The 13381-nt window shown below is 68.8% G+C and carries 13 protein-coding genes; 9 read left to right on the top strand and 4 right to left on the bottom strand.

Annotation, left to right across the window (positions count from 1 at the left end; translation table 11 throughout):
• Window position 1 precedes the first annotated feature (1 nt).
• Together AB0J62_RS37625 and AB0J62_RS37620 are read left to right on the top strand one after the other, a co-directional pair.
• Window positions 2–1096, top strand: a complete 1095-nt coding sequence (locus tag AB0J62_RS37625; RefSeq protein WP_363881838.1) for a beta-eliminating lyase-related protein — start codon at window positions 2–4, stop codon at window positions 1094–1096.
• A gap of 166 nt (window positions 1097–1262) precedes the next feature.
• Window positions 1263–1832: a dihydrofolate reductase family protein gene (locus AB0J62_RS37620; RefSeq protein WP_363881836.1), complete on the top strand. Its 570-nt coding sequence runs from the start codon at window positions 1263–1265 to the stop codon at window positions 1830–1832.
• Here the strand turns inward: AB0J62_RS37620 and AB0J62_RS37615 are convergent.
• Window positions 1825–2730: a M56 family metallopeptidase gene (locus AB0J62_RS37615; RefSeq protein ID WP_363881834.1), complete on the bottom strand. Its 906-nt coding sequence runs from the start codon at window positions 2728–2730 to the stop codon at window positions 1825–1827. The two genes, AB0J62_RS37620 and AB0J62_RS37615, sit on opposite strands and share 8 nt — an antisense overlap.
• Window positions 2727–3152 carry a BlaI/MecI/CopY family transcriptional regulator gene (locus tag AB0J62_RS37610; protein WP_363881832.1) on the bottom strand — a complete coding sequence of 142 codons (426 nt, stop codon included), beginning with the start codon at window positions 3150–3152 and terminating at the stop codon, window positions 2727–2729. Before AB0J62_RS37610 ends, AB0J62_RS37615 begins: the two co-directional genes overlap by 4 nt.
• Window positions 3153–3234: 82 nt before the next feature.
• On the opposite strand from AB0J62_RS37610, the gene AB0J62_RS37605 reads away from it, so the two are divergent.
• The 7 genes from AB0J62_RS37605 to AB0J62_RS37575 all read left to right on the top strand — a co-directional run bounded on the left by AB0J62_RS37605 (window position 3235) and on the right by AB0J62_RS37575 (window position 11790).
• Entirely contained in the window at window positions 3235–4638 is a 1404-nt protein-coding gene (locus AB0J62_RS37605) for a cytochrome ubiquinol oxidase subunit I (RefSeq protein WP_363881830.1), read from the top strand.
• 10 nt (window positions 4639–4648) lie between these two features.
• Complete coding sequence (cydB, locus tag AB0J62_RS37600) at window positions 4649–5638, top strand: cytochrome d ubiquinol oxidase subunit II (protein WP_363881828.1); 990 nt, start codon at window positions 4649–4651, stop codon at window positions 5636–5638.
• On the top strand, window positions 5635–7260 hold the full coding sequence (cydD, locus tag AB0J62_RS37595) for a thiol reductant ABC exporter subunit CydD (protein ID WP_363881825.1): 1626 nt from the start codon (window positions 5635–5637) through the stop codon (window positions 7258–7260). Before cydB ends, cydD begins: the two co-directional genes overlap by 4 nt.
• Entirely contained in the window at window positions 7257–8870 is a 1614-nt protein-coding gene (cydC, locus tag AB0J62_RS37590) for a thiol reductant ABC exporter subunit CydC (RefSeq protein WP_363881823.1), read from the top strand. The genes cydD and cydC overlap by 4 nt, the downstream gene beginning before the upstream one ends.
• Before the next feature lie 46 nt (window positions 8871–8916).
• On the top strand, window positions 8917–10119 hold the full coding sequence (gene ftsY / locus AB0J62_RS37585; protein ID WP_363881977.1) for a signal recognition particle-docking protein FtsY: 1203 nt from the start codon (window positions 8917–8919) through the stop codon (window positions 10117–10119).
• A gap of 74 nt (window positions 10120–10193) precedes the next feature.
• Window positions 10194–10601, top strand: coding sequence for a YciI family protein (locus AB0J62_RS37580; protein WP_363881821.1), 408 nt, complete (start codon window positions 10194–10196; stop codon window positions 10599–10601).
• The gene (locus tag AB0J62_RS37575) at window positions 10579–11790 is read left to right on the top strand and encodes a sigma-70 family RNA polymerase sigma factor (protein ID WP_363881819.1); all 1212 of its coding nucleotides are present in this window, start codon (window positions 10579–10581) and stop codon (window positions 11788–11790) included. The genes AB0J62_RS37580 and AB0J62_RS37575 overlap by 23 nt, the downstream gene beginning before the upstream one ends.
• Here AB0J62_RS37575 and AB0J62_RS37570 read toward each other — a convergent pair.
• Window positions 11787–12755: an asparaginase gene (locus AB0J62_RS37570; RefSeq protein ID WP_363881817.1), complete on the bottom strand. Its 969-nt coding sequence runs from the start codon at window positions 12753–12755 to the stop codon at window positions 11787–11789. The genes AB0J62_RS37575 and AB0J62_RS37570 overlap by 4 nt on opposite strands.
• 27 nt (window positions 12756–12782) lie before the next feature.
• Window positions 12783–13358, bottom strand: a complete 576-nt coding sequence (locus AB0J62_RS37565; RefSeq protein ID WP_363881815.1) for an XRE family transcriptional regulator — start codon at window positions 13356–13358, stop codon at window positions 12783–12785.
• Window positions 13359–13381 lie beyond the last annotated feature (23 nt).

Raw genomic sequence — 13381 nt, 5'->3', positions numbered from 1 at the left:
CGTGGCTACGACTACCTCCGAGGACCTGCGGGAGCGCCGGAAGAACGCGGCGGACAACTGCGAGCGCTGGCTCGGCAACCGGCGAGTGCCGGCGCCGGATCGGCTCCAGCGGCTCGCGGAAGTCGCCACGGACGACCTCGTCGACATGTACGGCAACGGCGGCGAGGTCGCGGCGCTGGAGCAGGAGGTCGCCGAGCTGCTGGGCAAGCCGGCAGCGGTGTTCCTGCCGACCGGCATCATGGCGCAGCAGAGTGTGCTCCGCGTGTACGCCGACCGCGCGGGGACCAGCCGCGTCGCAGTGCACGGGCTGTCTCACCTCCTGGTGCACGAGCTGAACGCGCTGGAAGAGGTGCACCACCTGCGGATCGAGCGGCTGACGTCAGAGCCACGCCAGCCCCGTCCGGACGAGCTGGCAGCGATCCCCGGCAAGCTGGCCGCGGTCACGTTGGAGCTGCCGCTGCGCGATGCCGGGTACGTGCTGCCGACCTGGGACGAGCTGGTCGTCTTCTCGGAGTACTGCGCCGAGCGCGGCGTACCGCTGCACCTGGACGGCGCCCGCTTGTGGGAGAGCACGCCGTACCTCGAACACAGCCTGGCGGAGATCGCTGCGCTGGCTTCGACCGTCTACGTGTCGTTCTACAAAGTCCTCGGCGGCATCAGCGGTGCCGCACTGGCTGGTCCCGAGGACGTCATCGCCGAAGTACGCCGATGGCAGCGCCGGCTCGGCGGCAACCTCTTCTCGCTCTTCCCGTACGCCGTGTCCGCGCGCGACGGCTTGCGCACCGTGCTCCCGCTGATGGACGACCTGCACCAGCGGGCGGTCGAGGTCGCAATGGCCTTGCAGAGCGAGGGTTTCCGCGTGTTCCCGGAGCCGCCGCACACGAACTCGTTCCGCCTCTACGCACCTCGTGCCGCGGACGCGATCGAGCGTACGACGGTCGAGCGGATGGAGCGGACCCGCGAGGCGCTGTGCCCGCCGTGGCAGTCCGCGGACGTGCCTGGATGGTCGTGGATCGAGGTCGTGGTGACGCCGCATTCGCTGACCTGGCAGGTCGACGAAATCGCCAAGGCGTTCGGGGAACTTCTGACTCGGTAAGAGCGTCAGGCCAGTGTTGGTAGTGCGTGTGGGGATTCGGGGAGAGAAGTGCTGACATTCGTTGTGACGATGGTTGTTCTGCTGGTTCTGTCGGGCCTGGTGCTGCTCGCTGTAGCGCGGGGAGAAGGCAAGCGCTTCGGCTAGTGTCGCTGTAGGGTCGCAGAGCATGAGGCGACTCATCTTCCAGGAGTACGTGACACTCGACGGGTACGCCGCCGGACCCGATGGCGGACTGGAATTCTTCGACTCCGTCGCGGACGACGGCGGCGCTGCCGACGACGACAATCTCCAGCTGCTGGAGAGCATCGACACGATGCTGCTCGGCGCCGAGACGTACCGGTTGTTCGCGAGCTACTGGCCGACCGACGCCTCCGCGGACCAGCCGATCGCGCCGAAGCTGAACGCGCTGCGCCTGGTCGTCGTGTCGACCAGGCTGAAGAGTGCGCCGTGGGGCTCCTACGAGCCGGGTCTGGTGGTCCGCGACCTCGATGCGGTGCGTGCGCTCAAGGCCGAGGACACCGGCAAGGACATCATCCTGTGGGGCAGCATCACGCTGTTCCAGTCGTTGCTGCGCGCCGGACTGGTGGACGAGGTCCAGTTGCGCATCTGCCCGATCCTGCTGGGCGCGGGCAAGGGTGCGTTCCCCAGTGGCGAGCCACCGGTCGAGCTGGAGCTGATCGAGGCGCGCCCGTGGGCCAGCGGCGGCGTACTGGTGCGCTACCGGCCAACTAGCTGACCGCGTCCACGATCGCCTTCACGATCGGGGCGGCGATGGTGATCGTGGGCAGGACCAGCAGCGTGACTGCGCCGGCGTACGTCAGTGTGGCGAGCACGCGCTCGTCAGGAGCCGGGTCGGCCAGGCGCTCGACTCGGAGGACCGTTGCGGACTTGGCTGCGGCCAGTGCTGCCTCGGGCGCCGGTGAGCCGGCCAGCGCGACCAGTGCGCGGGCCAGCGGACGTGGTCCGTTGCGGCGGCGCGCGTCGTCGTCAGCCAGGAGCTCCACCAGCGTGCGGGCCTGCTCGAGCGCCACATCGCTACGCACCCAGCGCGGGAACGCGTGGTGAAGGGCGGTGAACTCCTCCAGCACCAGATCGTGACGTGCCCGCAGGTGTGCTTGTTCGTGCGCCAGCACTGCCTTCAGCTCGCTGTCGTCCAGTCGGTCCAGCGCACCGACCGACACAACAACCCGTGCGCCTCGCAGTGCGGGCAGGCAGTACGCCAGCGGCGTCTCCTCCGCCAGCACGCGCAGTCCGGGGATCAGACCGTCCGGAGTGGCGAGGACGTCGACCAGATCGCGGTGCCGCTTACGACGTGCCCTCGTGCCGACTGCGACTTTCCCGACCGCCCAGAGCAACCTGATGACGACCGACGCAGTCATCGCGAGGATCAGCGCGGCCACCAGGTCCCGTGGTGATGACGGGTCGAACTTCGGCTGACCGGGCTCGCCCGCGATCGAGTACGAGAGCGCTATGCCGGCACCCAGTGCGGCCAGTACGGCGGCCAGCGCGATCGCCTGCCAGAGGATGACCGCGGCGCGGGGGACCCGGTAGGGCCAGGTGGAGCGAGCCAGCACGGCCGGTGCCGGGCCGGTGAGGACCAGCGCGAGGACGGCCAGCAGGACCGGGGTGATCACCCCGTTTGCTCCTCGACGTCCAACCGGGACAGCGCCTCACGCAATAGAGCCGCTTCCTCGTCGGAGACCTGCCCGACGAAGCGGACCAGCGCCTCGCGACGGTCGCCGGCGCGGTCGAGGGCGTCGCGCATCAGGTCGGCGGCCAGCTCCTCACGGGGCGCGGCCGCACGGTAGCGCCAGGCCTTGCCGTCGCGCTCGCGCTCGGTCAGCTTCTTCTTCGCAAGCCGGTCCAGAACGGTCATCACGGTCGTGTACGCGAGCTCCCGGGTGCCGGCCAGCTGCTCGTGCACCTCGCGAACGGTCAACGCAGTCGGCGCAGCCCACAGCTGCTCCATCACCAGCCGCTCCAGGTCGCCCAGAGGGCGTGGTGGCTGCGCCTGATGCCGCCCGCGTGCCACCGCCCCGATCTCCTCACTCACCACGTGACCAGTATAACTACACGTCGTAGTAGATCCGCGCTAACATCTACTACGAAACGTCGTAGATGGCTGGGGAGGCCTTCCGATGGACACGCTGGATCTGGCCAGGTGGCAGTTCGCGATCACCACCGTGTACCACTTCTTCTTCGTGCCGGTGACGATCTCGCTGGCCGCGATCACGGCCGGCCTGCAGACGGCGTGGTACCGGACGGGGAAGGAGAAGTACCTGCGGCTGACCAAGTTCTACGGGAAGCTGTTCCTGATCAACATCGCGATGGGCGTGGTCACCGGTCTGGTGCAGGAGTTCCAGTTCGGGATGAACTGGAGCGACTACTCGCGCTTCGTCGGCGACGTGTTCGGGGCCCCGCTCGCGCTCGAGGGCCTGCTCGCGTTCTTCCTCGAGTCGACGTTCATCGGTCTGTGGATCTTCGGGTGGGAGCGCCTGCCGAAGCTCGTACACCTCGGCTGCATCTGGATGGTCGTGCTCGGCACGCAACTCTCGGCGTACTTCATCCTCGCCGCCAACTCGTGGATGCAGAACCCGGTCGGGTTCCGCTACAACACGGCCCGTGGTCGCGCCGAGATGACGGATCTGTGGGCGGTGCTGACCAACAAGGTCGTGCTGGTGACCTACCCGCACACGATCTTCGCCGCGTTCATGGTCGGCGGCGGGTTCGTCGCGGGTGTCGCGCTGTGGCACCTGATCCGGCGGCCGCTGGTGGACAAGGACGTCTTCCGGTCGGCGCTGAAGATCGGAGCGTCGGTCGTGCTCGTGGCCGGCGTGGGCGTGGCGATCAGCGGCGACCTGCAGGGCAAGGTGATGACCGAAGTACAGCCGATGAAGATGGCCGCGGCAGAGGCGCTGTACAAGACCGAGAAGCCGGCGCCGTTCTCGATCTTCACCGTCGGCACGCTGGACGGATCGAAGGAGATCTTCTCGATCAAGCTGCCGTACCTGCTGTCGTTCCTGGCCACCGGGCACTTCGACGGTCAGGTCAAGGGCATCAACTCGCTGCAGGACGCGTACGAGCAGTTGTACGGCCCGGGGTCGTACAAGCCGTACGTCCCGCTGACGTACTGGACCTTCCGGCTGATGATCGGGGTCGGGATGGCGTCGGCGGCGATCGCGCTGTGGCTGCTGTGGACAACACGTCGCGGCCGGGCGCCCGCCCCGTGGCTGATCTGGCTGGCAGCGCCCTTGCCACTGCTGCCGCTGATCGCGAACACCTTCGGCTGGGTCTTCACCGAGACCGGCCGGCAGCCCTGGCTGGTGTTCGGGTTGTTGCCCACGGCATCGGGTGTGTCACCCGGTACGACGAGTGGCGAGGTGATCACGTCGCTGGCCGGATTCACTCTCCTGTACGGCGCACTCGCGGTCGTCGAGACCAAGCTGATGTTGCGGACGATCCGCGGCGGACTGGCCGGCACCGACGATCCACCGGAGACCTCACCGGATCAGCCGGACAAGCCACTGTCGTTCGCGTACTGAGGGGCTCGAGATGGAACTGACGACTGTGTGGTTCATCGCGATCGCGATGCTGTGGACCGGGTACTTCGTGCTCGAGGGCTTCGACTTCGGCGTCGGGATGCTGTTCCGGGTCCTCGGCCGCAACGAGCCCGAGCGAAGGGCCGCGATCACGACGATCGGGCCGGTCTGGGACGGCAACGAGGTCTGGCTGATCATGGCCGGCGCTGCGACGTTCGCAGCATTCCCCGAGTGGTATGCGACGCTCTTCAGCGGTTTCTACCTACCGCTGTTCATGATCCTGGTCGGGCTGATCGTGCGCGGTGTCGCGCTGGAGTACCGCGGCAAGCGGGACGATGCGGTCTGGCGCGGGCGGATGGATCTGATGATCACGATCGGCTCGCTGCTGCCGGCACTGCTGTGGGGCATTGCCTTCGGCAACATCGTGCGCGGTGTGCCGCTGGACGCGAAGCACGAGTACATCGGAAGCTTCGGAACGCTGCTCAACCCGTTCGCCCTGCTCGGCGGCCTCACGTTCGTGGCGGTGTTCGTCACGCACGGCGCGATCTTCCTCGCCCTGCGCACCACCGACGACCTGCGCGTCCGCGCCAACCGGCTCGCCACCCGCGCGGGAGTCGTCGCAGCGGTGCTCACGATCGCCTTCCTGGCTTGGGCGCAGGCACTAAGGGGCGACAGCGTTTCGATCATCGTCATGATCGCGGCCGTGGTCGCCTTCGCCGGCGGGCTCGTAGCGAACCTCCTGCGCCGCGAGGGCTGGGCCTTCATCGGTACGACGCTGGCCATCGGACTGGCCGTGGTGTCCTTGTTCGTCGCGCTGTTCCCGGATGTGATGCCGTCGACGCTGGAGCCTGGGACGACGCTGACCGCGGCGGAGGCGGCGTCCTCGGCGTACACGTTGAAGGCGATGACGATCATCACCGCGATCTTCTTGCCGCTGGTGATGGTGTATCAGGGCTGGACGTACTGGGTGTTCCGGAAGCGCGTGATGGTGGCGGCGTCGTGAAGCCGCTCGACCCGCGGTTGCTGCGGAGGGCCCGGGGCGCACGGGTCTTCCTGGCGGCGTCGGTACTGATCGGTGTCGCGAGTGGCGTGCTGATCGTCGTACAGGCTGTGCTGCTGGCGCATGGCATCACCGGCGTCGTACTGCAGGGCAGCGGGGTGGCCGGTGTGGCGCTGGCGTTGGCACTGGTAGTGGCAGGGCGGGCGTTGCTGGTCTGGGCGCAGGAGGTAGTCGCTCAGCGTGCTGCGGCAGCGGTGAAGTCGACGCTGCGGCGGCAGGTGCTGGAGCACTCGCTGAAGCTCGGACCGGTGTGGCTGAGTGGGGAACGCAGCAGTGCGCTGACCACCCTGCTCACCAAGGGACTCGATGATCTGGACCCGTACTTCGCACGGTACCTGCCGCAGCTCGTCCTGGCGTCGACGATCCCGGCCGGCGTGATCGGCTGGATGGCGACGGGCGATCTGATCGCCGCGGGGACGGTGCTGGTCACACTTCCATTGATCCCGATCTTCATGGCTCTGATCGGCTGGGCGACCCAGGCACGTAGCCGGCGACGTCAGCACGCGCTGGCAGTGCTGGCGCATCACTTCGCTGACGTGGTTGGCGGTCTGACCACGCTGAAGCTGTTCGGACGTGCGAAGGCGCAGGAGTCCGCCGTACGTCGGGTGACCGATCAGCACCGCGCCGCGTCGATGGGGAGCCTGCGGCTGGCGTTCTTGTCGTCGTTCGCGCTGGAGTTGCTGGCCAGCATCTCGGTGGCGTTGGTCGCCGTTGGCGTTGGGCTCCGACTGGTCGACGGGAAGCTGGGGCTGGAGACGGCGTTGATGGTGCTGATCCTGGCGCCGGAGGCCTACCTGCCGTTGCGGCAGGTCGGCCTGCAGTTCCACGCGAGTGCGGACGGCGTTGCGGCGGGCGAAGAGGTGTTCCGCGTGCTGGAGACGCCGCTGCCGATGCGGGGCGACCGGACCGATGTGCCTGACCTGCGGGTGAGTCCACTGCAGCTGTACGACGTGACGGTGCGGTACCCGGGGCGTGATGAGCCGGCGCTGGACGGGTTCGACCTGGAGCTGCGGCCGGGGGAGGTGGTGGCGCTCACGGGTCCCAGCGGCGCTGGGAAGTCCACCGCTCTGGCCGTGCTGCTCGGTTTTGTCGAGCCCGAACGCGGTGTGGTCGTGGCTGGTGGCAGTGCGGCCGACGAGTTCGATCCGACGGAGTGGCGACGCCAGTTCGCGTGGGTGCCTCAGCGGCCTGGGCTGCGCCTCGGCACTGTCGCCGAGAACGTGCGACTCGGACGCCCGACCGCATCCGACGACGAGGTCCGCCTTGCTCTCCTCACCGCAGGCGCTGGTGAGCTCGCGCTGGACAAGCCGGTCGGCGAGCAAGGCCAACTCCTGTCCGGCGGCCAGCAACGCCGGGTCGCTCTCGCCCGAGCCCTCCTCACCAACGCCCCGGTACTCCTCCTGGACGAGCCCACCGCTGGTCTGGACCCGGACGCCGAAGCAGCCGTCATCAACGGCCTTCGCTCGACGGGCCGCACCGTCCTGATGGTCGCCCACCGTCCCGCTTTGATAGCAGCGGCCGACCGAACAGTCTCCGTAGGAACCCGAGAGCTGGTGAACGCATGAGCACACCGTGGCAGCTGGTGCGGCCGCAGGCGGGTGTCCGCTGGCGGCTGGCTCTCGCGCTGATGCTGGGGGTTGCGGCCGCCGGCTCGGCGGTGGCTCTGCTGGCGACCGCCGCCTGGTTGATAACCGCTGCCTCGGCGCAACCTCCGATCCTGCTGTTGCTGGTGCCGATCGTGGCGGTGCGGGCGTTCGGTGTCGGCCGCGGTGTCTTCCGGTACGTCGAGCGCCTGGTCGGCCACGACGCGGCGTACCGGGTGCTGGGGGAGACGCGGGCTCGTATCACCGGCCGTCTCGAGAAGATCGCACCGACATCCCAGCGGAAAGGCGACCTGCTGGCGCGGCTCGTGCTCGACGTCGATGCAGTCCTCGACCTCTGGCTGCGCGTATTGCTGCCAGTCGCGGTAGCGGCCGTCACAGCCGCCGCGACGGTGGCTCTCCTCGCCCTGCTCCTCCCAGCAGCCGGTGCAACGGTCGCGCTAGCAGTGTTGATCGCCTGCACCGTCGTACCGTGGCTGGCTGCCCACACCGCCCAACAAGCCGAGCGCAACATCGCCGGCGCCCGCGGCAACGTAGCAGCCACCACCACCGAGACCCTGCTCACCGCGGCCGACGTGCTCGCCTACAACGCGGTCGACTCGGTCCTGGACGACTTCTCCCGCCACGACGCCCGTCTGGCCGCCGCCGAACGCCGCTCCGCCTGGAGCACCGGCCTCGGGAGCGGCCTACTCGTCCTCTGCATCGGCGGCGCCAGCATCGCCGCACTCATCCTCGGCAGTACGGCGAACATCACCGGCGCAGTGTTCGCGGTCCTGGTCCTCACGCCACTCGCCCTCGCCGACGTGCTCGGCGGGATCCCAGCCGCCGCCCAGCTGGCCATCCGAGTTCGAGCAGCACTGGGCCGAGTCCAGGAACTCGTAGACACCCCGGACTCGGTCACCGAGCCGGCCGAGCCGCTACCGCTCCCGACCGGCCGCGACCTCCAGGTGAAGCTGCTCCGCGTCGGCTACGACGACATCGACGTCCTGGACGGACTCAGCCTGGACATGCCCGCCGGGAGTCGCGTGGTGATCACCGGGCCCAGCGGATCGGGCAAGAGCACACTGGCTGCAGTACTGCTGCGGTTCCTCGACCCGCGCGGGGGAGAGGTGCTGCTGGACGGTGTGGACCTCGCCAGGCTCGAAGGCGACCAGGTGCGGTCCGTCGTCGGCCTGCTGACCCAGGAGAGCCACGTCTTCGACACGAGCATCCGGGAGAACCTGCTGCTCGCAAAGCCCGGCGTGAGCGACCTGCAGCTGTGGAAGGCGCTCTACCGCGCACGGCTCGGGCTCTTCGTCGAGAAGCTACCGGACGGCCTCGACACGATGGTCGGCGAGCACGGTGCCCGGCTGTCCGGTGGTGAGCGTCAGCGGCTCGCGTTCGCTCGGCTCCTGCTCGCGGACCGCGACGTACTCGTCCTGGACGAGCCGACGGAGCACTTGGACGAGGAGACCGGCCGGGCGTTGCTCGCCGACCTGTTCGCGGCCGCCGGCGACCGGACCGTCGTACTGCTCACCCACCGGCCGGAGTTGGTGCCTCCTCACGTACCGCGACAGCTGGTTTGCCTGACGTGACAAATGCGTGCGGCGGGCCGGGTGTCTGTCAAGATGGGGAACCGTGTTGACCCCACTGTTTGTCTCGCTCCTGCTGCCACTCGTCACAGACCAGGCCCTGATCACGATCGTCGTCCTGATCGCGGTCGTCCTCGTCGTCGGCACGACCGGTCTGGTCGTCGCCCGGCGGCGCCGTTCCGAGCTGCCCGCGGCCACCAAGCCCGCCGTGGAGGCACCGGAGCCGAAGGTCGGTGAGGACGCCGAGGAACCCCGGGACACCCCGACCCGGACGCTGGAGGACGCCGAGCTGCCGGAGGCGGAGACCGCTCCGACGACGACGCTCGAGAAGCCGGAGTCCGCGCAGGGCCGGCTGGTCCGGCTGCGTGCTCGTCTGGCGCGTTCCCAGGGCTCACTCGGCAAGGGGCTGCTCGCGCTGCTGTCGCGCGACAAGCTCGACGAGGAGGCGTGGGAAGACATCGAGACCACGCTGATCACAGCTGACGTCGGCGTCGCGCCGACACAGGAGCTGGTCGAGAAGCTGCGCACCCGGATGCGCGTGGAGGGCGTCGGCGCCGCACAGGCCCGCGACATCCTCCGCGAGGAGCTCGTCGCGCTGGTAGACCCGTCGATGGACCGGTCGCTCAAGGCGAGCCGTAAGGACGGGCAGCCCGCCGTCATGCTGATGGTCGGGGTGAACGGCACCGGCAAGACCACCACCGTCGGCCGCCTGGCCCGCGTGCTGATCGCCGAGGACAAGCACGTCGTCCTCGGTGCCGCCGACACCTTCCGCGCGGCCGCCGCCGACCAGCTGCAGACCTGGGGTGAGCGTGTCGGCGCCCGCACCGTGCGCGGTCCGGAGGGCGGCGACCCGGCGAGCATCGCGTTCGACGCGGTCAAGGAGGGCATCGCGGAGGAGGCGGACGTCGTCCTGGTCGACACCGCCGGCCGCCTGCACACCAAGACCGGTCTGATGGACGAGCTCGGCAAGGTCAAGCGCGTCATCGAGAAGACGGCCGAGGTGGACGAAGTACTGCTGGTCATCGACGCCACCACCGGTCAGAACGGCCTCACCCAGGCCCGTGTGTTCGCAGAGGTCATCGACGTCACCGGGCTGGTCCTGACCAAGCTGGACGGCACGGCGAAGGGCGGCATCGTGATCGCGGTGCAGCGGGAGCTCGGCGTCCCGGTGAAGCTGGTCGGCCTCGGCGAGGGTCCCGACGACCTGGCGCCGTTCGACGCTGAGCAGTTCGTCGACGCGCTGCTGGAATGATGACGTTGAGCTGATGTAGAGCCGCAATGACCGGCTTCGTCTCCGGGTGAAGGCCCGAACGAGAAGGAGATGACATGACCAAGTTCATGCTGCTGATGAGCCACGACGGCGGTAACACCGACATCCCGATGCTGGAATGGGACGAGGCCGACAGGAACGCCCACATGAAGCACCTGGGTGACTCGGTCGAGAGGTTGCGGCAAAGCGGCGAGCTGGTGGAGGTCAACGCGCTGACCTGGCCCAGGCACGCGAAGGTGGTCCGGGCGAACGGTGTGAGCGCGCCGGTGCTGACCGACGGCCCGTACGCCGAGGCCAAGGAGGTCTTGGCCGGCTACACGATGGTCGACGTCGAGTCGGAGGAGCGAGCGCTGGAGATCGCGGCCGAGCAGTCTGCCGCCCCCGGTCCCGGCGGCGTCCCTCTCGAGCAGCCGATCGAGGTCCGCCGAGTGATGGACGGCGATGCCGACCTGCACGACTTCTGACCCTGGTCGCGGCCTCGAGGACCTGCTGCGTGAGCTGACACCGCAGGTCCTCGGGGCGGTCGTGCGCTGGTCCGGTGACTTCGCCGCGGCGGAGGACGCGGTCCAGGAGGCGCTGCTGGCCGCCGCGACGACCTGGCCACGGGACGGCCGCCCGAACAACCCGAAGGCCTGGTTGATCCAGACGGCCTCACGGCGGCTGATCGACGAAGTACGGCAGGAGCAGGCGCGTCGCCGACGCGAGGAACGCGCCGCACTGCGCGAGGTGCCAGGTGGGGAGACCGAGGAGCACGACGACACGCTCCGGCTGCTGTTCCTGTGCTGCCATCCCGCGCTCACGCCGGCCTCGGCGATCGCGCTGACGCTGCGGGCGGTCGGCGGGTTGACGACGGCCGAGATCGCGACGGCGTACTTGGTGCCTGAGGCAACGATGGCGCAGCGGATCAGCCGGGCGAAGCAGAAGTTGAAGGGCGCCAGCTTCGAACTGGACACCGACCCGGACCGGCTGCGCAACGTGCTGCACGTGCTCTACCTGATGTTCAACGAGGGCTACACGAGTACGAGCGGCCCGGAGTTGCACCGCAGCGACCTGTCGACTGAGGCGATCCGGTTGACGCGCGCAGTACGCGCACAGCTCCCCGATGACGGTCAGGTGGCCGGACTGCTGGCGCTGATGCTGCTGACCGACGCCCGCCGTGCAGCGCGGACCGGTCAGCGCGGAGAGCTCATCCCGCTGGCAGAGCAGGACCGATCGCTGTGGGACCACGCCCACATCACCGAAGGCGTAGCACTGGCGGTCGAAGCGTTCAACACGCCGCCATTGGGCGAGTACCAGATCCAGGCCGCCATCGCAGCACTGCACGACGAGGTCGACCGCGCCGAGGACACCGACTGGCCGCAGATCCTGGCGCTGTACGGACTCCTCGAGGACCTGTCCGGCAATCCGATGGTGAAGCTCAACCGGGCGATCGCGGCCGCCATGGTGGACGGCCCCGACGCCGGTCTGAAACTCCTCGAACCACTCGACGAGGAGCTGGCCGGTCACTACCGCCTGGACGCCACCCGCGGGCACCTCTACGAGATGCGCGGCGACCGGGCGGCGGCCGCCGACCACTTCCGCGCAGCGGCCCGCGGTACGACGAGCCTCCCCGAACGCGACTACCTGATGACGAAAGCCTCGTCGCTCAGCTAGGCGTACTGCGCGAACCCCGCGGCCAGGTCGTCATCTGTTGCCAAGAGCAACCGAAGCAGCACCCGTGCCTTGTACGGGTCGAGGAATCCGCCGTCGATCAGGCCGCGCTGCAACAGGTCGGTCTCCGAGCCGGGGGAGTGGTACGTATTGCGGACCACCGAGCCGGCGCCGGTGCGCGAGGTCAGGACGACCGGTATCCGGGCAGCCAGGTCGCCGAGCACCGGGGCGAGCGCGGCCGGCACATGCCCAACGCCGTACCCGGCGACGACCAGGCCCTGATGTGTGTCGGCCAATCCCTGCAGCAGCAGGCCGTCGTCGTCCATGGTCACCGTGTAGAGCGCCACCTTGAGGTTGTCGAGCTCGGCCGGCTCAGCGCTGCCCTGAACGCCGTCAAGCCGCAGCGGGCGGGTGAGGATGCTGACCCGGTCCTCGACGACGTGACCGATCGGCCCGGTGTTCGGCGACACGAAGGTCGCCGTACTCGTGCTGTGCGTCTTGCGCACCCAGCGCGCGGCGTGGATCTCGTCCTTGAAAACGACCAGTGCCCCGAGGTCGCGCGCCGCGGGGGAGCAGGCGACCCGCAGCGCAGCCAGGAGGTTGGCGGGACCGTCGGGACCGGCCAGTGTCGGGTTGCGCATCGCACCGGTGAAGATGAGCGGTTGCGGGTGCGGCCAAACCAGATCCGCGAGAAACGCGCTCTCCTCGAGCGTGTCGGTGCCCTGCGTGACCACGGCGCCCGCAGCACCGGCGGCGACGGCCTTCGAGGCGGCGTCGACGACTTCGAGAATCTTGGCGGCGGTCAGGTTGGCGCTGGGGACCTTCTCGATGTCCTGGATCTCCACCGGGTGGCCCAGCTCGGACAGGCCGGACAGCCCAGGAATGGCCGCGGTGAGGTCGTCACCGGTCAGGCGCCGGTTGCCTGCCATCGAGATCGTTCCGCCCAACGTGAACAACGCGACGCTCACTGCGTATCTCCTGTCAATCGGTCTGTCTCATGTGGTCCGCGCTCTGACGTGCATCCGCTCCCCTTGCGGGCCGTAAAGACATAGCACCTCGGTCGGGCCAGGGCCGGGATTGGCGAACCAGTGCGGCACCCGGCAGTCGAACTCGGCCACCTCGCCCTCCTTCAGGACGAAGTCTTTGTCGCCGAGCTTCAGGCGCACCCGCCCGGACAGCACATACAGCCAGTCATAGCCCTCATGCGTCTTCTGCACGACGTCGTTGCCCGGATACCCCTCCGGCAGGATCTGCTTGAACGCCTGCAACCCACCCGGCCGCCGGCTCAGCGGGATGTGCACCGTGCCGTGGCGCTTGATCGGCTTCGCGTAGATCCGCGGGTCGCCTGTCGGCGGTGCGTCCACCAGCTCGTCCAATTGCACCTGGTGCGCGCGGGCGAGCGGCAGCAGCAGCTCCAGCGTCGGCCGGCGCTGACCGGACTCCAGCCGGGACAGCGTGCTGACCGAGATGCCGGTGACCTCGGACAGCTGGGCCAGCGTGGTCCCGCGCTCGATCCGCAACGCCCGCAGTCGCGGTCCGACCGACTCGAGCACGTCCTCGTCGTTTGCCATACCGGCAACAATACTTGTCGAAA

This window comes from Kribbella sp. NPDC049584, from assembly GCF_040675555.1.
In the GTDB taxonomy this organism is placed as follows: Bacteria; Actinomycetota; Actinomycetes; order Propionibacteriales; family Kribbellaceae; genus Kribbella.
The sequence above is the reverse complement of the archived record's forward strand: the minus strand, read 5'-3'. Positions and strand labels throughout refer to the sequence as shown.

Excerpts from the sequence above, each read along its gene's own strand:
- AB0J62_RS37575 (WP_363881819.1), top strand. The coding sequence starts at position 10,579 with ATGCCGACCTGCACGACTTCTGACCCTGGTCGCGGCCTCGAGGACCTG.
- cydC (WP_363881823.1), top strand. The coding sequence starts at position 7,257 with ATGAGCACACCGTGGCAGCTGGTGCGGCCGCAGGCGGGTGTCCGCTGG.
- cydB (WP_363881828.1), top strand. The coding sequence starts at position 4,649 with ATGGAACTGACGACTGTGTGGTTCATCGCGATCGCGATGCTGTGGACC.
- AB0J62_RS37620 (WP_363881836.1), top strand. The coding sequence starts at position 1,263 with ATGAGGCGACTCATCTTCCAGGAGTACGTGACACTCGACGGGTACGCC.
- AB0J62_RS37580 (WP_363881821.1), top strand. The coding sequence starts at position 10,194 with ATGACCAAGTTCATGCTGCTGATGAGCCACGACGGCGGTAACACCGAC.
- AB0J62_RS37605 (WP_363881830.1), top strand. The coding sequence starts at position 3,235 with ATGGACACGCTGGATCTGGCCAGGTGGCAGTTCGCGATCACCACCGTG.
- AB0J62_RS37565 (WP_363881815.1), bottom strand. The coding sequence starts at position 13,358 with ATGGCAAACGACGAGGACGTGCTCGAGTCGGTCGGACCGCGACTGCGG.